The organism is Nocardioides stalactiti, assembly GCF_014180715.1.
Lineage (GTDB): Bacteria > Actinomycetota > Actinomycetes > Propionibacteriales > Nocardioidaceae > Nocardioides > Nocardioides stalactiti.
The window spans coordinates 22,202-40,748 of sequence record NZ_JACEFC010000031.1 but is presented as its reverse complement, the minus strand read 5'-3'; the positions used below and the strand labels follow the sequence as shown (position 1 = coordinate 40,748).

Genomic DNA, 18,547 nt, shown 5'->3' with positions numbered 1-18,547 from the left:
GGGAGACCGCGAAGAACGCGACGGAGGCGGCCGCGGCCGCCACCGACGCGGTCAACGTCGCCGGGGGAGCGGAGGCCACCGTGGCCTCGCTCGGGGAGTCGTCGGCCGAGATCGGCCAGGTCATCAAGGTGATCACCTCGATCGCGCAGCAGACCAACCTCCTCGCCCTGAACGCGACCATCGAGGCCGCTCGCGCCGGTGACGCCGGCAAGGGCTTCGCGGTGGTCGCCAACGAGGTCAAGGAGCTGGCCAAGGAGACCGCCAAGGCGACCGAGGACATCGGTCAGAAGATCGAGGCGATCCAGAACGACACCCAGGGTGCCGTCTCCGCCATCAGCCGGATCGCCGAGGTCATCGCCCGGATCAACGACATCCAGACCACGATCGCCTCGGCGGTCGAGGAGCAGACGGCGACGACCAACGAGATCGCCCGCTCGGTGACGGAGGCCGCCGCCGGCGCCAACGGCATCGCCGAGGACGTCACCCAGGTCGCGTCCGCCGCGGCCGAGACCCGTCAGGGAGCCCAGGAGACGCTCGAGTCCGCGACGCAGCTGACCGACATCTCCACCCAGCTCAAGGACCTGGTGAGCAAGTTCGAGGTCTGATCCCGACAAGGAGGAAGGGGCCCCGGGAGCGCAAGCTCCCGGGGCCCCTTCTTCCGTACGACGACGCCGGGTCCGGGGCGTGGGTGTGCCTCGGACGTGGGGCAGCCCTGTGGGGTGGCTGGCCGGCGTACGCCGGGCCAGCCCACGACGCGACGCGCCGCGGCCAGCGACGTGTCGACCGTCATGGGGGTCTCGCCCCGCAGGCGCTGCGCGAGGAGCGCGGCCTGCGTGCGGTGCGCGACACCGAGCCTGCTGAGCAGGGCGGTCACGTGGTTCTTCACCGTCTTCTCGGCGAGGAACAGCCGCTCGGCGATCTCACGGTTGGTGAGGCCGTCGGCGATGAGGAACAGGATCTTGCTCTGCTGCGGGGTCAGGTCGGAGATGACCTGGACGGACCGCTTGTGGAACTCGACCTGCTCCATCACCCGAGCGGCGACGGAGCGGTCGATGAGCGAGTGGCCGCTGGCGACGAGGCGGATCCCGCTCACGAGCGAGTTCCCCTCGATCTGCTTGAGGATGTAGCCGGCCGCACCGGCCAGGATGGCCGCCGAGATGGCGTCGTCGTCCTGGTAGCTGGTGAGGATCATGGCCTTGATGCCGGGGTCCGCCGACCGCATCTCGCGGCACACGTCGAGCCCGTTGCCGTCCGGCAGGTGGGCGTCGAGGACGGCCACGTCGGGCCGCAGCCGGAGGATCTCCTCCAGGGCTTCGTTGGCCAACCCGGACTGCCCCACGATCTCGATGTCAGGCTCGCTCTCGAGCAGGCTGGCAAGCCCTCGACGCACGATGTCGTGGTCGTCGAGGAGGTAGACGCGGATCGGGTTCTTCTCTGGCACGAGCCCCACTGTGCCGACATCCAGGAGCGTGTGGGGCTGATCGGAGCCGATTCCGAGCTGGATCCCGATGTTCTGTTCACTCGTCCCCGCCAAGATCACCCGAAAGGACTAGGACCCTCGCCCGATTGTCCTCTTGACCTGCGGTTATGTGGTCGCGAACGGTCAGCGTGCGACGTCGTCGGCCATCGCCTGGAGGAAGCGGCGGCTGCGCTGGAGCTCGTTGAGGAGGTCGAGGATCTCGCGCGTGGTCACCTGTCCGGTGCTGGAGTCGGGCTCGTCGGCGATCCAGTCGGCGGCCTCCTCGGGAGCGATCCGCGACCCGATCTCGAGGCGATAGACCGTGTCCTCGATCTCGAAGGCGACGTCGACCACCGCGGCAGCGAAGAAGTGCCCGGTGCGGGAGTCGGTGACGACCAGCGGCTCGCCCGGCTCGAGGCCGCGCTCCAGTCCGGCGGCGCGGTGGCTGACCGCCAGCGAACGACTACGCAGCGTGAACTCGCTCAGCTGCAGCTCGATCTGCTCCACGGTTTCCCTCCCGGTCCCGAACCGTCCTCGGTGGACGTCCTGCCCAGGCAACGATCCGCCGGGGAGGGGCGTTACTGGGACCTAGGTCCTGCATTTCTGTGCGTCCGCACGACGACCCGGGAAGGTTATGTGCGTCCGCACGACGCCAAACCCGGGTGCGCGGCGCTACGGTTCGGGGAACTGCTCCTGCCTTGCCCGAGAGGACCCACTGCTGTGCCCTTCAAGAGCCCCTACCCGGACGTCGAGATCCCCGAGACCAGCGTCTACGACTTCCTCTTCGGCGACCTGGCCGACGAGGACCTGGCCCGGATCGCGGTGTTCGACTCCGCGACCGGTTCGGAGACGTCGTACGGCGACCTGCGTGCCCGGATCGACGCGTTCGCCGGCGCCCTCGCCGCCCGCGGCGTGAAGCCGGGTGACGTGATCGCCCTGCACTGCCCCAACACGGCGGCGTTCGTCATCGCGTTCCACGGCATCCTGCGGGCCGGCGCGACCGCGACCACGATCAACTCGCTCTACACCCCGCCCGAGATCGCCAACCAGCTCCGCGACTCCGGGGCGATCAAGTACGTGACCGTCTCGCTGCTGCTGCCGGGCGCGCTCGCCGGTTGCGCCGAGGTGGGCCTCGCCCCCGAGAACGTCATCGTCCTGGACGGCGCCGAGGGCCACGAGTCGATGATGGACCTGCTGACATCCGGTGCGCCCGCGCCCGACGTCACCATCGACCCGGCCACCCACCTCGCCGTGCTGCCGTACTCCTCGGGCACCACTGGCAAGGCCAAGGGCGTCATGCTCACGCACCGCAACCTGGTGGCCAACGTGGTGCAGTCGATGTCGATCATCACCGAGGAGCGCGACGACGTCGTCCTCGCGGTGCTGCCGTTCTTCCACATCTACGGCATGAACGTGATCATGAGCGTCACGCTCAAGGTCCGGGCCAAGCTGGTGACGATGCCGCGCTTCGACCTCGACGAGTTCCTGCGGCTCATCCACGAGCAGCGGATCAGCTTCCTCTACATCGCGCCGCCGATGGCGGTGGCGCTCGCCAAGCACCCCGGGGTCGACAGCATCGACACCTCGAGCGTCCGGGCCGTCCTGAGTGGCGCTGCCCCGCTCGACGTCGAGCTCGGCGAGGCGGTCAAGAAGCGGCTGGGCTGCGGCATGGTCCAGGGCTACGGCATGACCGAGCTCAGCCCCGTCTCCCACGCGATCCCGCTGGGCCGCGACGAGATCTCGGTCGGCTCGGTCGGCCTCGCGGTCGCGGGCGTCGAGTTCAAGGTGATCGACCCCGGCACCGGCGAGGAGATCGAGGCCGTCCCCGGCGGCCGTACGGCGCCCGGCGAGCTGTGGGTCAAGGGTCCTGGCGTGATGGTCGGCTACCTCGGCAACGAGGAGGCCACCAACGAGACCATCGACGCCGACGGCTACCTCCACACCGGCGACATCGTCGAGGTCGGCCCGCACGGTGAGGTCTTCGTCGTCGACCGGCTCAAGGAGCTCATCAAGTACAAGGGCTACCAGGTGCCGCCGGCCGAGCTCGAGGCCGTGCTGCTCACGCACCCCGCGATCGCCGACGCGGCCGTCGTGCCGCACCCGGACGAGGAGGCCGGCGAGGTGCCGCACGCCTTCGTCGTCCTCCAGGCGGGCGCGTCGCTGACCGCCGAGGAGGTCATGGCCTACACGGCGGAGAAGGTCGCCCCGCACAAGAAGGTCCGCGTCGTCGACTTCATCCCGGTGATCCCCAAGTCGGCCTCCGGCAAGATCCTGCGCAAGGACCTCAAGGGCAAGACCGCCGCTGACTTCTCGTAGCGTTCATCGTTCCGACACCGACGGACCGGCGCTGGTTCAGCGCCGGTCTGTTGGTTTTCCGCATGACGACCACCCGCCCCGAGCCCCGTCCTGGGTTCCGCCCGCTGCTGCCGCTGACGCCCCTCACCCGTGAGGGCGTGCGGCACGGCACCCGGTCCTACCTGACCTGCCTGTTCAAGTGCGGCAACGCGTGCGACCACGCCCAGCCGAACCAGACGCAGACCGGTCACATCCAGGAGGAGATCGCCAAGGCGGTCGGCCGCAGGTCGGTGCTCCAGGGCGCGGCGGCGGGTGCCGGCGCGCTGGTCCTCTCCGGCGCCGCGACCGCGGCCGCCTCGCCGCTGGCCGCCGCCGCGACCGCTCCGCTCGCCGCCCGTGGCGGCCCGCTCGCCCGCGCTGCCTTCCAGCCCGTGCCGCCCAACCGGCGCGACGCGGTCGTCACGCCGAACGGCTTCGACCACCACGTGATCATCCGGTGGGGCGACCCGGTCGTCGCCGGGCCGAAGTGGTCGCCGTACGCCCTCACGCTGGACGCGGTGAAGTCGACCTTCGGCTACAACAACGACTACGTGGGTGTCCTGCCGCTCGACGACCAGCACGCGCTGATGACGGTCAACCACGAGTACGACGACCCGACCCTGATGTACCCGGCGGGCAAGTACTCGCAGGAGGAGATCGCCTGGTTCGGGATCTACTCCCACGGGCTCTCGGTGGTGACCCTCAAGCGCGGCAAGGTCCCGGGCTCGTGGTTCCGGGTCAGCGACCTCGCGCGTGCGCCGAAGAACCGGCGGATCAACGCCGACACGACCTTCAAGGTGACCGGGCCGGCCGCGGGCCACGCCCTCCTGCGGACGACCGCCGACCCGTCCGGCGCCGCGATCAAGGGCACCCTGAACAACTGTGCGGGCGGCACCACCCCGTGGGGCACGATCCTGTCGGGGGAGGAGAACTTCAACCAGTACTTCAACACCGCCGGGTCCGTCCCGGGTGGCCCCGTGCTCGAGAGCGGCACCGCCCTCACGACCGCCTACAGCCGCTACGGGATCAACAAGTCCGGCAGCGACCCGCGCAAGTGGTACACCGTCGACGACCGGTTCGACCTCGCCGCCGAGCCCAACGAGCCGCACCGCTTCGGCTGGATCGTCGAGGTCGACCCGATGAAGCCCGGCGAGGCGCCCCGGAAGCACTCGATGCTGGGCCGGTTCAAGCACGAGGGTGCCTGCATCACCATCGCCGCGAACGGCAAGGCGGTCGCCTACTCCGGCGACGACGAGCGCGGCGACTACATGTACAAGTTCGTGTCGGCGGAGAAGTTCGACGGCAGGGGCACCGCCGCCGCGCGCCGTCACAACAAGACCCTGCTCTCGAAGGGGACGCTGTACGTCGCCCGGCTGACCGGCAACGACAGCGGCGCGATCACGGCGCCGTACGACGGCACAGGGGAGTGGATCCCGCTGACGAGCGACACCGAGTCCTTCGTCCCGGGCATGACCGTCGCCGAGGTGCTCATCTTCACGCGGCACGCTGCCGACCTGGTGGCGCCGACGAAGATGGACCGCCCTGAGGACATCGAGGTCAACCCGGTCAACGGCAAGGTCTACGTCGCGCTGACGAACAACTCCAACCGGGGGTCGGCCTACCCGGCCGACGAGGCCAACCCGATCACCGCGTCGGGCACCCGGACCAGCCCCGGGGCCCCGCTGGTCACCCAGAACGGCAACCGCAACGGCTACGTCCTCGAGATGACGCCCGACGGCGAGGACCACGCGCGGAGGACGTTCACCTGGGACCTGATGCTGGTGTGCGGTGACCCGGAGTCGCCGGAGACCTACTTCGCCGGGTACGACAAGTCGAAGGTCAGCCGGATCAGCTGCCCCGACAACGTCACCTTCGACTCCGCCGGCAACCTCTGGATCGCCACCGACGGTGCACCGACGCCGATGGGCCAGAACGACGGCCTGTTCCGGGTCCCCGTCGCCGGCCCCGAGCGCGGCCGCGTGCAGGCCTTCCTCACGGTGCCCAAGGGCGCGGAGTGCTGCGGCCCGCTGGTGTACGACGACGACCGCTCGCTGTTCTTCGCCCCGCAGCACCCCGGCGAGGTCAGCGGCGCGACCTTCGAGTCACCCGCCTCGACCTGGCCGCACACCAACGACTTCCCCCGGCCGTCGGTCTGCGTCGCCTACCGCCGGCGCTAGCCGAGGCCCTGGAGGAGGTAGAGGCTGCCGATGCCGACGGCCAGACCACCCAGCAGGACCTGGAGGGCCTTCTCGGGGAGCCGGGGTTGGAGCCGGGCGCCGAGGTAGCCGCCGATGAGGCCGCCGGTGCCGCAGGCGATGCCGATCGGCCAGTCGGGTGCGACGGAGCCGTCGGCGAGGAGCGAGAGCGCGGCGAAGGTGAGCGCCCCGACGAGGGAGGTCACGAAGGTCGACGCGAGCGCGGCGGGGGCGACGACGGCCACCGTCATGCCGGTGCCGACGAGGAGCGGACTGAGGATCGAGCCGCCGCCGATGCCGTAGACGCCACCGACGATGCCCACGGCGAACGAGAGGCTCGTGATCGCGCGCGGGGACAGGGTGCGGCGCGTCTCCCGGCGCCGCACGATCCGTCGCAGCAGCCACAGGCCCAGCAGCACGAGGACCAGCCCGGCGACGACCCGGAAGGCGCGGGGCCCGGGGATCAGGTAGACGCGGACGATCGCGCCGACCACGACCCCCGGCACCGTCCCGGCGAGCAGCTGCCGGGCGAGCAACCCGGTGAGGCCGCCGTCGCGGCGGTAGCGGAGCAGGGCGCCGGGCCCGGCGATCACGTTGTAGAGCAGGTTCGTCGGGGTCACCGACGGGTTGGGGACGTCGAGCACCGTCATCTGGACCGGCAGCAGGAAGACCGCGCCGGAGACGCCGACAGGAGCCGTCACCGTCGCGATCACGACGCCGGCGGCGAAGGCCAGCATCAGCTCTCCGGGCACGGAGAGGGAGCCTACGGCGACGGCGAAGATGAGGACGACGGCGGCGGCCCTGCTCAGCTGGGGTCGAAGCGGATTCCCTCCAGGGAGATGTAGATGACGCCGGCACACTCGTCGCCGCGCTCCCACACGACCCGTCCATCTGGATACACGCTCATCCGCCCGGCCGCGTGCCGGGAGACGTCGGTGGCGCGCGCGCAGGACACGAGGAACGCGTGGGACCGGCGCGGGCGGTATCCCGACGGCAGCACGAATGCCGTCCCCACCGGCCCACGGACCACCCCGTCGAGCTCGACGACGCCAGTCACGTCCTTCCGGAACCGGGCCTCCTGCCAACCGGCGCCGTAGTTCGTCCAGTAGGGCCCCCCGTCGAGCGTGTAGCCGCAGAAGACTGCGGTGAAGCCGCGCGAGCACTTGTCGGGGTAGGTGGGAGCGGCCTCGACAGGGATCCACTCCGAGCGCGCGAGGTCGTTGCTGCGGATCGTGCCGTCCTGGACCTTGAGGCCGATGACGGCGCCGTCGGCGAGGTCGGCGCGCATCACCTGGCCGTCGACGATGTCCGCGGACCGGATCGTCGCCGCTGCGTACGCCGCGCCGCCGGTCGCGCTCCCGAGGAGGAAGGCTCCGGCGACGAGCCAGGGGAGGCCGGCCCGCGTCGCGTGCTGGCGGGCGGTGTGTCCGAACCGGGTGGGGAGGATGCTCATGCCCGAAAGGCGTTCCGTCGGCGCGGAACATCGTTCCGCCGGTCTGGCCTGCCGGCGCGGCGCACTAGTCTCGGGCGATGACCACCACCGGGGGAGTCGCGGAGACCGCGGCCCGCATCGCGACGGGCGACCTGACCGCAGTCCAAGCCGTCGAGGAGTGCCTCGCGGCGATCGACGAGCATGACCCGCGGCTCAACGCGTTCTCGGTAGTGCTGGCCGACCGGGCGCGTGCGGAGGCAGCCGAGCGGGATGCGGCGTCGGCCCCGCTCGGCCCGCTGCACGGCGTACCGGTCGCCATCAAGGAGGAGAACGACGTCGCGGGTTGCGTCACGACGTTCGGCGGCCTGGCCAACACGACACCGGTGACCGAGGACTCCGAGGTCGTCAAGCGGCTCCGGGCTGCCGGTGCGGTGATCGTCGGCAAGACCTCGATGCCCGAGTTCGGCGCCTGGCCCTACACCGAGCCGATCAGCCTGGGACCGACCCGCAACCCGTGGGACCCGGCGCACACCCCCGGAGGCTCCAGTGGGGGTACGGCGGCCGCGGTCGCCTCCGGCATGGTGCCCGCCGCGATCGGCGGCGACGGCGGCGGCTCGATCCGGATCCCCGCCTCGTTCTGCGGCCTCTTCGGCCTCAAGCCCCAGCGCGGCCGGGTGTCGACGAGCCCGAACCCGCACCTGTGGTGGTCGCTGGGCACCCTCGGCCCGCTGACCCGCACGGTCGCCGACTCCGCGCTCGTCTACGACGTGATCCGGGGGAGCAGGGAGACCGACCTCTACACGGCGCGGGACACGGGGAGCTTCGTCGAGGCGGCCGCTCGTGAGCCCGGCCGGTTGCGGATCGGCTGGACGGTCCGGGGCACGAGCCCCGGGGTGCGCCCGCACCCGTTGCACCTCGCGGCGGTGGAGGACACCGCGCGGCTGCTGGCCGAGCTCGGCCACGACGTCGAGGAGGCCGAGGTCCGGCTGCCCGACCCCACGGCCGCGTTCGTGCCGCAGTTCTTCGCCGGCATCCGCACCGAGGCGGACGCGGTCGAGCACTACGACCGGCTCGAGCCGTCGATCCGCCAGGCCTACCGGCTCGGCGCGTGGGTCCGCCCGGGCGTGGTGCGGTGGGCGCTCAAGCAGACCGAGAAGGTCAGTGCCAGGGCCGACCGGGTGTTCGACACCTACGACGTGCTCCTCACCCCGGTCACGGCCAACCGGCCGCCGAAGGTGGGCATCCTCGAGGGCGTCAACGTCGCCACCGCGGCCCTGAAGTCACAGCCCGCCATCACCTACACGGCGCTGTGGAACGTGACCGGCCACCCGGCCGCCGCGGTCCCGTGCGGGCTGGGCGCCGACGGCCTCCCGCTCTCGGTCCAGCTCGTCGGCCGTCGCGACGACGAGCCGACCCTGCTCAGCCTGAGCGCCCAGCTCGAGAAGGCCAGGCCGTGGCCCCTGGTGCCAGGATGCTCCTCGTGAGCAGAGCAGCCATCGGGTCCTTCGTCGACGTGCCCGCGGGGCGCATCCACGTCCGGGAGGACGGACCGGCCGACGCGCCGGTCCTGGTGCTCGTGCACGGGTTCGCCTCCTCCTTGCACTGGTACGACGCCGTGGTGCCGCTGCTGAGCGAGGACCACCGGCTGGTCCGGGTGGACCTGCTGGGCTGCGGCTCCTCCTCGCGGGACGGCGGCCGTTTCGACCACGAGACGCAGACCTCGATGGTGCTGTCGGTGCTCGACACGCTCGGGGTGGGCGACTTCGTCACGGTGGGTCACTCCTTCGGCTCCGACATCGCGATCGGGCTCGCCGAGCGGTCGGGTCGGGCTCGCGGGGTCGTGGTGGTCGGGCAGGCTCCGGACTACGCGACGGCGACCTTCCCGCCGGGCCACCGGCTCGGTGCCAACGTGCTCGTCGCGCGGAGCCTCCAGGCGCTGTCGAGGCTCAGCCCGCCGAGCCACGGCGGGCTCGGGTTCGCTAAGGGCTTCCGCCCCGACCGTGCGTTCGCCGACCCGGCGCAGGCGGGCACGGACCTGCGGGCGGCGGACCCGCGGACGTTCCGCGCCGTGCTCGTCGAACGGGCCCGCGCGATGGCGGACCGGCCGCTCGACCAGCGGCTCGGCGACGTGGGGCTCCCTGCGCTGGCGATCCTCGGCGGGCGTGATCAGTTCTACCCGCTCGCGCCGACCCGCGCCCGATGGGACGCCGTGCCGAACGTGCGGGTCGAGGTGATCGCCGAGAGCGGGCACAGCCCCACCGTGGAGGCGCCGGACCGGTTCGTCGCGCTGCTGCGCGACTTCCTGTCCGCTCAGCCGAGCAGGTCGGAGACCTCGGGGGAGTCGTAGAACGGCGCGAGCCGCGCGCGGAGCAGTCGCTCCAGGTCGCCGCTCTCGTCGAGCACGGCGAGCAGCGTCGGTGCCGCCTTCGCGACGTCGTCGCGCAGGTCCTTGCGGTCCAGGTCGAGCTGCTCGAGCAGCTCGGTCGGCGTGTAGCCGCCGAACCGGTCGAAGAAGCCGTCGACCAGCACCCCGACGAGCTCCTGGACGTGCTTCCCGGCGAGGGTCCCGACCGCGAGCTCGTGCACGCTGCCGATGATCCCGGCCAGCTCGTCGCGGCTCGCGACGCGGCCGACGCCCTGGACCTTCTCGGCCGCGACGACGTCCCAGGCCTGGAGGACGGCCTCACGGGTGGTCGGGTCCTGGAGGGTCTCGACGGTGATCTTGCTGAGTCGGCGTACGGCGAAGGCGCCGCTCTTGCCGACCGTGTCGCCGAGGAGCCCGTCGAGTCCCTTGCCGGCGGCGCCCACCACACCCGCGGCCGCCGCGTTGCCGAGCGAGACCAGGGCTCCGAGCCCGGGCAGCTTGTCGGCGACCGCCTTGTTGGTCGCCATCACCTCGCCGACGATGCGACCCATGAACCGGGAGGCGACGGCGCCGATCAGCGGGCTGTCGGCCAGCTCGTCGAGCGCCTTGCCGAGGAGCGGCGCCTGGGTGAGCAGGGCGTCGACGAGCTCGGCGACCTGGTCGCGGTCGACCAGCTCACCGAGCGGGTACGGCGTGGCCGGCCCTTCGAGCACGACATCGATGACGAGCTCGACCAGCCCGGCGGCCGCGGCGCTGCCGGGCGCCGTCGTGATGAGCCGCGCGATGACCAACTTGGCGCGCTCCGCGTCGACCAGGTCCGCGATCTGGTGCTGCCCGACGGCGTCGAGCAGCTCGTCGGCCAGCTCGGCCGCCGTGGCGGTGGCGCGCTTGCCGCGGAGCTGGGCGAGGTGGAAGGCGACCTGCGCGTCGAGCAGCTGGTCGGCCAGGTCGGATCTCGTGGACACGAGATGAGCCTAGGCCCAGCGCGATCGGGTCTAGGTTGTGATCCGTGGTGATGACTCTCACGCTTCCGGCCCAGATCGCCCGCCGTGTCGCCAACGAGGCGGTCTACGCCTCGTGGGCCTACCGCCGAGGTGTGATCGGCCTGGACCCGCCGTGGGTGGTCGCCCAGATCGGTCGGGCCATGTGGCGCCACGGCATGCTGGGCGGGATCCCGGCGATCGCGGCGCTGCGGCACGGTCGTGACCAGGCGGCGATCATCGACGAGCTCGGCACGATGACCTACGGCGAGCTGGACGACGCGGCCAACGCCCTGGCGAACCACTGGCGTACCGCGGGCCTGCGGCCGGGCGACGGGATCTCGATCCTGGCCCGCAACCACCGCTGGTTCCTCGTCGCGACGTATGCCGCGGCCCGCTGCGGCGCGCGGATCGTGCTGCTCAACACCGACTTCGCCGGCCCGCAGATCCGCGACGTGGCGGCCCGCGAGGGCACCGACTTCCTCGTCCACGACGACGAGTACGGCGCGCTGCTCGAGGGGGTCGAGACCCGGCTCGGGCGGCTCCGCGCCTGGACCGATGACACCTCCGAGCGGGGTGCGGACTCCGTGGCGGGCATCGTCGCCCGCGGCGACACCACGCCGGCACCGCGCGCCGGCGTCGACCCCAAGGTCGTCCTCCTCACCAGTGGGACGACGGGGACCCCGAAGGGGGCGCCCCGCGCCGAGCCGCGCTCGCTCGCCCCGATCGGCGCGCTGCTCTCGCGGGTGCCGTTCGAGGCCAAGGGCACGCTCGTCCTGCCCGCGCCGATGTTCCACACGCTCGGCTTCGCCCAGGCGCTGCTCAACGGCTCGCTCGGCGCGACCCTCGTGGTCCGGCGCCGGTTCGACCCCGCGCTGGTCCTCGAGGACCTGTCGACCCACCGCGCCACCGGCATGGTCTGCGTGCCGGTGATGCTGCAGAAGATGGTCGAGCTCGGCGAGGACGCCTTCGCCGCGGCCGACCTGTCCCGGCTCACCGCGATCTTCGTCGCGGGCTCCCAGCTCGGCGCCGAGCTCGCGGTCCGTTCGACCTCGCTGTTCGGACCGGTGCTGCACAACATGTACGGCTCCACCGAGGTCGCCTACGCCACCATCGCCGTGCCCGAGGACCTGGCGGCGGAGCCCGGCTGCGTCGGGCAGCCGGTGATGGGCGCGGTCGTCAAGATCTTCGGCGACGACGGCACGGAGGTCCCCGCAGGCACGACCGGCCGGATCTTCGTCGGCAACGACTTCCAGTTCGAGGGCTACACCGGTGGCGGTGACAAGGACCGGATCGACGGCCTGATGTCGACCGGCGACGTCGGCCACTTCGACCGACGCGGCCGGCTCTTCATCGACGGCCGGGACGACGACATGATCGTCTCCGGCGGCGAGAACGTCTTCCCGGGCGAGATCGAGGAGCTGCTCTACACCCACGACGCGGTGCGTGAGGCCGCCGCGATCGGCGTGGCCGACGAGCGGTTCGGTCAGCGGCTGCGGGCGTTCGTCGTCCTCAACGAGGGGGCTGACCTCTCCGAGGACGAGGTGAAGGCCTTCGTGTCGAGCAACCTGGCGCGCTACAAGACGCCGCGCGAGGTGGTCTTCCTCGACGAGCTGCCCCGCAACCCGACCGGCAAGGTCCTCAAGCGGAAGCTGGCTGAGCTCCCGACCGGGTGACGCCCGGCCCCGTCACGGGTTCATCGCATAGGCGTCGGCGAGGCTGACGACCTCGCCCCAGACGCGGTCGAACCGCGCCTGGTCGACCACGGGCTTACGGACCGCGGACAGCGCCCACGCCTGCTGCTCAGGCGTGGAGGAGTCCTTGCCGTGCATCGTGACGCAGCCCTTCGAGAAGTCCTTGACCAGGAAGCCGAAGATCGCGTCGACGACATCGGGCTCGAGGTCGATCAGCGCGGCCTGCTCGAGGATCCCCTGGCCGTAGACGATCAGGCTGAAGATGTCGCCGATCGCGAGCAGGAAGTCCATGTCCTGCTGCTGGGCCTCGTCCGGTGCCGCGGTCATCAGCAGCTGGGTGAACAGCTCGGCCTGCTCGGTGAACACCGCCACGTTCGGGATGTGCGCCGCCGCGGCGTACGCCGTCCGCCAGTCGTGGAAGCGGACCTTGCCGAGCCCGCGGGTCGGGCCCTGGCGGAACAGGTAGTCGTCGTCCTTCGGGCCCTGCATCGTCGGCACCTCAGGCTGCTCCTCGGAGAGGAACAGGTACGCCGGCATGAACTTCAGCATCAGCCCGAGGTTGATCGCGACCGTGCCCTCCAGCCGCGGCAGGCAGGTGGTGTCGTACTTCGCGATGGTGATGAAGTTGTCCTTCTCGAACCCCTTCGCGGCGACGATGTTGCCGAGCTGGATCATCACCTTCTCGCCCTCGTCGGTCACCTTCATCTTGGTGGTGGGGACGTAGAGCAGGTAGCGCCGGTCGTCCGGGCTCGCGGTGCGGAAGTAGTCGATCGCGCGGTCGCCGAACAGCTTCATCGCGACGAGCCGGGCGTAGGAGTCGACGAAGCCCTCACGGATGTGCGCCATCGCGGTGACCGGCTTGCCGTACAGGGTCCGGTGGTGGGCGTGCCGGATCGACTCGTAGAGGCCGTGCGTGCACAGACCGATCGCGCCGAAGCCGAGGTTGAACTTGCCCACGTTGACCGTGTTGAGCGCTGCGCTGAACGCCTCGTCACCACGGTGCAGGATGTCGGCCTCGGTGACCGGGTAGTCCTCGAGCCGGAACTCGGAGACGTAGTTCTGGTTGGGCACCACGTTCTGCACCAGGTGGTACGCCGGGTGGGCGCTGTCGGCGTAGAAGAAGACGTACTGGTCCTGGCCCTCGACACCGTCGATCCGGCCGAACACCGACACCGTGGCGGCGACGTTGCCGTTGCCGATGTAGTACTTGCCGCCGGTCGCCAGGAAGGTGCCGTCCGGCTGCGGTGTCAGCACCATGTCGGTGGAGTAGATGTCGGCGCCGTGCTCGCGCTCGGAGAGGCCGAAGGCGGCGACGCCACCGGCGTCGAGGGACGCGGCGGCGCGCGCCCGCGCGGCTGCGTTGTCGCTCTGCCAGACCGGGCCGAGGCCGAGGCAGGTGACCTGCCAGGGGTACCAGTAGGACAGCCCGTAGAAGCCGAGCAGCTCCGACATCGCGGCGACCCGCGCCGTGTCCCAGCGCTTCTCCGGGTCGCCGTCGGCGTCGCGGGCCGGGGTCATGAAGGTCGCGAACAGCTTCTCCTTCGCGACGAACTCGAGGAAGTCGTCGTACCAGGCCTTCGCGTGGTAGTCGTCGACCAGCCTGGTCAGGCCGCGGTTCTCGAAGTGCTCGACCGTCGCGGTCAGGATCCGCGTGGTCTCCGCGTCGAACGTCGGCGCGTAGGTGCGGGGGTTGATCAGCAGGTCCTTGGCGGCAACAGCCATGGTCTTCTCCTCGGTCGAAGGTCCGCGCGTCACCCTAGTGCGCCATGATCGCCTGGTGAACGAGGAAGTCGCGCCGTCGCTCTTCACGCGCGGGTTCGTCGCGCTGGGAGTGGCCGACCTGGCGTACTTCATCTCGGTCGGGATCGCGATCTACTGCCTGCCGCTCTACGCCACCGGGCCGATCGGCTCCGACGAGGCGGGCGCCGGCCTCGCCTTCGGGGCGTTCGGCGTCACTGCGCTGGTCTGCCGGCCGATCGCCGGCCGGCTCTCCGACGTCCACGGACGGATCCCGTTGCTCGTCCTCGGGGCGTTGCTCGCGGCCGTCGGCATGCTGGCGCTGCCGTACGTCGACAGCCTCGCCGGCGTCGTCGCTGTCCGGCTGGTGCAGGGCATCGCCGAGGCGGCGTTCTTCGTCGCCGGGTTCGCGCTCCTCGCCGACCTCTCGCCGCCGGAGCGGATGGGGGAGGCGCTCAGCTACAACTCGCTCGGCCTCTACCTCGGGATCACCGCGGGCCCGCCGCTCGGCGAGGTGGTGGTCGAGACGTGGGGCTTCGACGAGGCGTGGTGGCTGGCTGGCGGTCTCGCCGTCAGCGCGGCGCTGATCGTGCGCTGGGTGCCGGAGGTCCCAGGCACGGGGGAGGAGGGCCACGGCAAGCTCATCCACCGCCCGGGCATCCCCGTGTCGCTCGGCTTCTTCGCCTCGCTCGCAGCGATCAGTGGCTTCCTCGCCTTCGCCTCGCTCTGGTCGACGCAGGTGGGCCTCGACAACACCTCGCTCGCCCTGGCGGTCTACGGCCTGGTGATCGTGTTCTGCCGGGTCGCGTTCGCCAAGGTGCCCGACCGGTTGCCCTCGCTGCCGCTCGCGACCGGGTCCCTGCTCTTGATCGCCGCCGGGCTGGCGCTGCTCGTCGCCTGGCAGACGCCGACCGGGATGATCGCCGGGGTCGTCGTGATGGCCGTCGGCGTCACGTTCTCCACGCCGGCGTTCTTCGCCGCGGTGTTCGCCACCGCGACGCCGTCCGAGCGCGGCGCTGCAGCCGGTACCGCGTCGGCGTTCATCGACATCGGCCTCGGGTTCGGACCGATCGCGCTGGGACTCGTGGCCCGCGCGCACGACCTGTCGTGGGCGTTCGCCGTGGGCTGCGGCTTCGCGCTGGCCGGGGCGGCGTGGACGACGTTGCTCGCCGTCCGCGCGCGCAGCGCGCCACCGGTGGTCCCGTCCGCCTGAGCACTCAGTCGCGCAGCAGCCTGGTGGCGATCGCGTGCTGGTGGACCTCGGTCGGGCCGTCGTACAGCCGGAACGCGCGGACGTCGCGGAAGAAGCCCGCGACGGGCGTCTCGTCGCTGATGCCCATGCCGCCGAGGACCTGGACGCAGCGGTCGGCGACCTTGAAGAGCTCCTCGGAGACCATCGCCTTGGTCATCGAGCTCTCGTGGCGGCCCTGCTGGCCCTGGTCGAGGACCCAGCACGCCCACCAGATCATCAGCCGGCACTGCTGGATCGCGATCTCATTGTCGGCGAGCTGGAAGCCGACGCCTTGGTGCTGGCCGATCGGCTTGCCGAAGGCGGTGCGGGTCCTGGCGTGGTCCAGGGCGATCGACTGCGCGCGGACGGCGCCGCCGAGCCACCGCATGCAGTGGGTGAGCCGGGCCGGGGCGAGGCGCAGCTGGGCGTAGCGGAAAGCCTCGCCCTCCTCGCCCAGCAGGGCCGAGGCCGGGAGGTGCAGGTCGTCGAAGCGGACGACACAGTGACCGGCGACGTAGTTGCGGTCCATCGTGTCCATGGTCCGCTCGATGACGATGCCGGGGGTGTCGCCGTCGCACAGGAACAGCGTCGCGCCGGCGCCCTCGAGGTCGGCCATGATGATCCACGTCCTGGCGCCGTTGGCCCCGGTGATCAACCACTTCACGCCGTTGATGACGTAGCCGTCGCCGTCGCGCACCGCGGTCGTCGCGAGCTGGCGGGGGTCGGACCCGGCTCCGCCGGGCTCGGTCATCGCGAACACCGAGCGCTGGTGACCCTCGACGACCGGGTCGAGGAACTCCTTGGTCTGCTGGGGGTTCGCGATCTTGCCGAGCAGGAACATGTTGCCCTCGTCGGGAGCCGCGCAGTTGAGCGCGACCGGGCCGAGGGAGGACCAGCCGGCCGCCTCGAACAGGACGGCCTGCTCGACGTGGCTGATCGCAGGGACGCCCGCACGAGCCACCTGGAAGGTCAGCAGCCCGGCCTCGCGGGCGAGGGCGACGAGCTCGTCGCGGAGCTCCTCGGTCGGCCCGTGCGCGGTCATCCGCGGGTCGTTCTCGAAGGGGACGACCTTGTCGGCGACGAAGGCGCGCACCGCGTCCCGGCGCGCGGCCAGCTCCGGGGTGATGGTGAAGTCGATCATGAGGGCCCCTTCGGGTCGGGTTCAGCTCTGCTGGACGAGTGCGTGGGCGCGGTCGAGGAGACGCTGCGCGGTGAGGTGGAGGCGGTCGCCGATCTCCGTCGGCGCCAGGCCGGCGAGGGCCCGTGCGTGGCTGCCCTCGAGGATGATGCCGAGCTTGAAGCAGGCGAGGACGACGTACCAGTCGATCGCCGACAGGTCGCGGTCGCTGCGAGCGGCGTAGCGCTCGACGAGCTCGGAGTCCGTCGCCAGGCCGCCCGCGCGGGTCAGGGCGCCGGCGAACTCGTCGGGCGCACCCGGCAGGTTCCACGTCGCCACCAACCAGCCCAGGTCGAGCAGCGGGTCGCCGATCGTGCACATCTCCCAGTCGACGACGGCCGCGACCTCGGGGCCCGTGCGCGAGAACATGACGTTGGCGGCGTGGAAGTCGCCGTGGAGGATGCCGGGCCGGAACGAGGTCGGCCGGTGCGCGTCGAGCCAGGTCGCGACCTCCTCGACCGGGCCGATGTCGGGGCCCGGGTAGTCCCCGAGCGCGTCGTACGACGCCAGCTCGGCGAGCCAGCGCGGGACCTGACGCTCCAGGAAGCCGTCGGGCTTGCCGAAGTCGCCCAGGCCCACGGTCTCGTGGTCGATGCTCGCGAGCTCCGCGAGCGCGTCGACCAGCCCGAGGCCCATCGCGTGCCGCACCGCCGGGTCGCCGGCGTGCAGGTCGGGGAGGCCGATGCTGGCGTTGAAGCCGTCGACCGGCTCCATCAGGTAGAAGACGGCGTCGCCGAGCACCGAGGTGTCGTCACAGGCCGCGATCAGCGCGGGGTGGGGGACCGCCGTGCCGCCGAGCGCGGTCAGGACCCGGGTCTCGCGGCGGATGACGTCGTTGCTCCGGGGACGCAGGTGCTCGGGTCCGCGGCGCAGGACGTAGGGCCGTCCGTCGCGCTCGAAGCGCAGCATGATGTTCTGCGTGCCGCCCGAGATCGGGGAGACGTCGGTGATCGGACCGCGGCCGAGCCCGCGGTCGTCCATCCATTCTTCGACCGCAGGGAAGGGGTGGGTCATCGTCTGCTCAGACCAGCGGTTTCCCGAGCCGACGCCGGATCTCGATGTTCCCCACCATCGCGTTGATCGGGAACGACCTCACGACGTGCGGGAGGCGACGGGTGACGAGACCGAGGCGGCGCAGCATCCGGTCGTGCCGACGCTGGTCCTTCTCGCTCCACGCGAGGCCGAGCTGCTCGCGCAGGGGCGCGGGGAGGAAGCCGGTGTTGACCCAGGCGGACAGCGTCCCGGCTGCCCGGCCGAGCGGGGTCTTGAGCATCCGCACCTGGAGCAGTCGGCGCAGGTACTCGCCGACGACCTCGTCGATGTCGGCCCGGGCGATGCCGTCCTCCCAGTACGCCCAGAACTCCTCGGGCGTCCGGTGCCACATCTCCTCGGGCAGCTGAAGCGTGGTCCCCATCCGCGCTCCGGCCCGGAGCATGACCACCTGCTCCTGGTAGGTCATCGGGCCGTGCATCCGGGTCATCGCGTCGATGGAGCCGTAGTAGAGGCAGCTGGCGACCCACAGCTGGAGCTCACGGTTGAAGGCGTTGTACTTGACCGGGCTCTCCGGAGTCGACCGCACCTGCCGGTGCTGGCCGTTGATCGCCTCGCGGTAGGCCAGGCGCTGCTCGTCGGAGCCCATGAGCGCGATCCCGAGGTAGCCGATCGTCGTCCGGAACCGCTTGAACGGGTGCTTGTCGGTGCGGCCGCTCTCGACCTTGCTCTCGACCACGCCGTAGCCGACCTCCGGCCAGCTGAGCTGGAGGACGACGTTGGCCGGTCCGGCCGCGAAGATGACCGCACCGTCGAGCTTGCGGCGCAGCAGCGCCATCTCCTCGGCCCGGTCCGCCTCCGCCGAGGCCCGGATGAGCTCGGCCTGCTCGTCGCCGGACGTGCCGTCGACCACCGCTCCCCGGGCAGGGGAGGGCAAGGGTTCCGCACCCATG

16 protein-coding genes are annotated in these 18,547 nt (G+C 71.3%); 7 read left to right on the top strand and 9 right to left on the bottom strand.

Going from position 1 to position 18,547, the window contains the following annotated elements; genetic code table 11:
• Positions 1–605, top strand: a 605-nt coding sequence (locus H0487_RS08710) for a methyl-accepting chemotaxis protein (RefSeq protein ID WP_246383175.1), incomplete at its 5' end; no start/stop codon positions are given.
• Here H0487_RS08710 and H0487_RS08705 read toward each other — a convergent pair.
• Entirely contained in the window at positions 515–1,441 is a 927-nt protein-coding gene (locus H0487_RS08705) for a response regulator (RefSeq protein ID WP_312855872.1), read from the bottom strand. The genes H0487_RS08710 and H0487_RS08705 overlap by 91 nt on opposite strands.
• Positions 1,442–1,603: 162 nt before the next feature.
• Positions 1,604–1,966: a hypothetical protein gene (locus H0487_RS08700; RefSeq protein ID WP_183093841.1), complete on the bottom strand. Its 363-nt coding sequence runs from the start codon at positions 1,964–1,966 to the stop codon at positions 1,604–1,606.
• A 213-nt stretch (positions 1,967–2,179) separates the two neighbouring features.
• Between H0487_RS08700 and H0487_RS08695 the strand changes: the two genes are divergently transcribed.
• Positions 2,180–3,775: an AMP-binding protein gene (locus H0487_RS08695; protein WP_183093840.1), complete on the top strand. Its 1,596-nt coding sequence runs from the start codon at positions 2,180–2,182 to the stop codon at positions 3,773–3,775.
• A 62-nt stretch (positions 3,776–3,837) separates the two neighbouring features.
• Positions 3,838–5,970: a PhoX family protein gene (locus H0487_RS08690; RefSeq protein WP_183093839.1), complete on the top strand. Its 2,133-nt coding sequence runs from the start codon at positions 3,838–3,840 to the stop codon at positions 5,968–5,970.
• On the opposite strand, the gene H0487_RS08685 is transcribed toward H0487_RS08690, so the two are convergent.
• A complete protein-coding gene (locus H0487_RS08685; protein WP_220793215.1) occupies positions 5,967–6,740 on the bottom strand; it encodes a sulfite exporter TauE/SafE family protein in 774 nt (257 codons plus the stop codon). The two genes, H0487_RS08690 and H0487_RS08685, sit on opposite strands and share 4 nt — an antisense overlap.
• Before the next feature lie 53 nt (positions 6,741–6,793).
• The gene (locus tag H0487_RS08680) at positions 6,794–7,441 is read right to left on the bottom strand and encodes a hypothetical protein (RefSeq protein ID WP_183093838.1); all 648 of its coding nucleotides are present in this window, start codon (positions 7,439–7,441) and stop codon (positions 6,794–6,796) included.
• Between the two features lie 77 nt (positions 7,442–7,518).
• On the opposite strand from H0487_RS08680, the gene H0487_RS08675 reads away from it, so the two are divergent.
• Both H0487_RS08675 and H0487_RS08670 read left to right on the top strand, forming a co-directional pair.
• Positions 7,519–8,904: an amidase gene (locus tag H0487_RS08675; protein ID WP_183093837.1), complete on the top strand. Its 1,386-nt coding sequence runs from the start codon at positions 7,519–7,521 to the stop codon at positions 8,902–8,904.
• A complete protein-coding gene (locus tag H0487_RS08670; RefSeq protein ID WP_183093836.1) occupies positions 8,901–9,767 on the top strand; it encodes an alpha/beta fold hydrolase in 867 nt (288 codons plus the stop codon). The genes H0487_RS08675 and H0487_RS08670 overlap by 4 nt, the downstream gene beginning before the upstream one ends.
• On the opposite strand, the gene H0487_RS08665 is transcribed toward H0487_RS08670, so the two are convergent.
• Complete coding sequence (locus tag H0487_RS08665) at positions 9,731–10,750, bottom strand: hypothetical protein (protein ID WP_183093835.1); 1,020 nt, start codon at positions 10,748–10,750, stop codon at positions 9,731–9,733. The genes H0487_RS08670 and H0487_RS08665 overlap by 37 nt on opposite strands.
• A gap of 50 nt (positions 10,751–10,800) precedes the next feature.
• Here H0487_RS08665 and H0487_RS08660 point away from each other — a divergent pair, with 50 nt between their 5' ends.
• Positions 10,801–12,441, top strand: coding sequence for an acyl-CoA synthetase (locus H0487_RS08660; protein ID WP_183093834.1), 1,641 nt, complete (start codon positions 10,801–10,803; stop codon positions 12,439–12,441).
• A gap of 12 nt (positions 12,442–12,453) precedes the next feature.
• Here the strand turns inward: H0487_RS08660 and H0487_RS08655 are convergent, their stop codons facing one another.
• Positions 12,454–14,181, bottom strand: a complete 1,728-nt coding sequence (locus H0487_RS08655) for an acyl-CoA dehydrogenase family protein (RefSeq protein ID WP_183093833.1) — start codon at positions 14,179–14,181, stop codon at positions 12,454–12,456.
• A gap of 55 nt (positions 14,182–14,236) precedes the next feature.
• Here H0487_RS08655 and H0487_RS08650 point away from each other — a divergent pair, with 55 nt between their 5' ends.
• Positions 14,237–15,409, top strand: coding sequence for an MFS transporter (locus tag H0487_RS08650; RefSeq protein WP_183093832.1), 1,173 nt, complete (start codon positions 14,237–14,239; stop codon positions 15,407–15,409).
• 4 nt (positions 15,410–15,413) lie between these two features.
• Here the strand turns inward: H0487_RS08650 and H0487_RS08645 are convergent, their stop codons facing one another.
• From H0487_RS08645 to H0487_RS08635, 3 genes are read right to left on the bottom strand one after another with little or no spacing between them, the layout of a single operon-like run.
• Positions 15,414–16,568, bottom strand: coding sequence for an acyl-CoA dehydrogenase family protein (locus H0487_RS08645; RefSeq protein ID WP_183093831.1), 1,155 nt, complete (start codon positions 16,566–16,568; stop codon positions 15,414–15,416).
• Positions 16,569–16,589: 21 nt separating this feature from the next.
• Positions 16,590–17,585 (bottom strand): phosphotransferase family protein, encoded by a 996-nt coding sequence (locus H0487_RS08640; RefSeq protein ID WP_183093830.1) that lies wholly within the window; start codon positions 17,583–17,585, stop codon positions 16,590–16,592.
• A 40-nt stretch (positions 17,586–17,625) separates the two neighbouring features.
• A complete protein-coding gene (locus H0487_RS08635; protein WP_183093829.1) occupies positions 17,626–18,546 on the bottom strand; it encodes an oxygenase MpaB family protein in 921 nt (306 codons plus the stop codon).
• Between the last annotated feature and the right edge of the window lies 1 nt (position 18,547).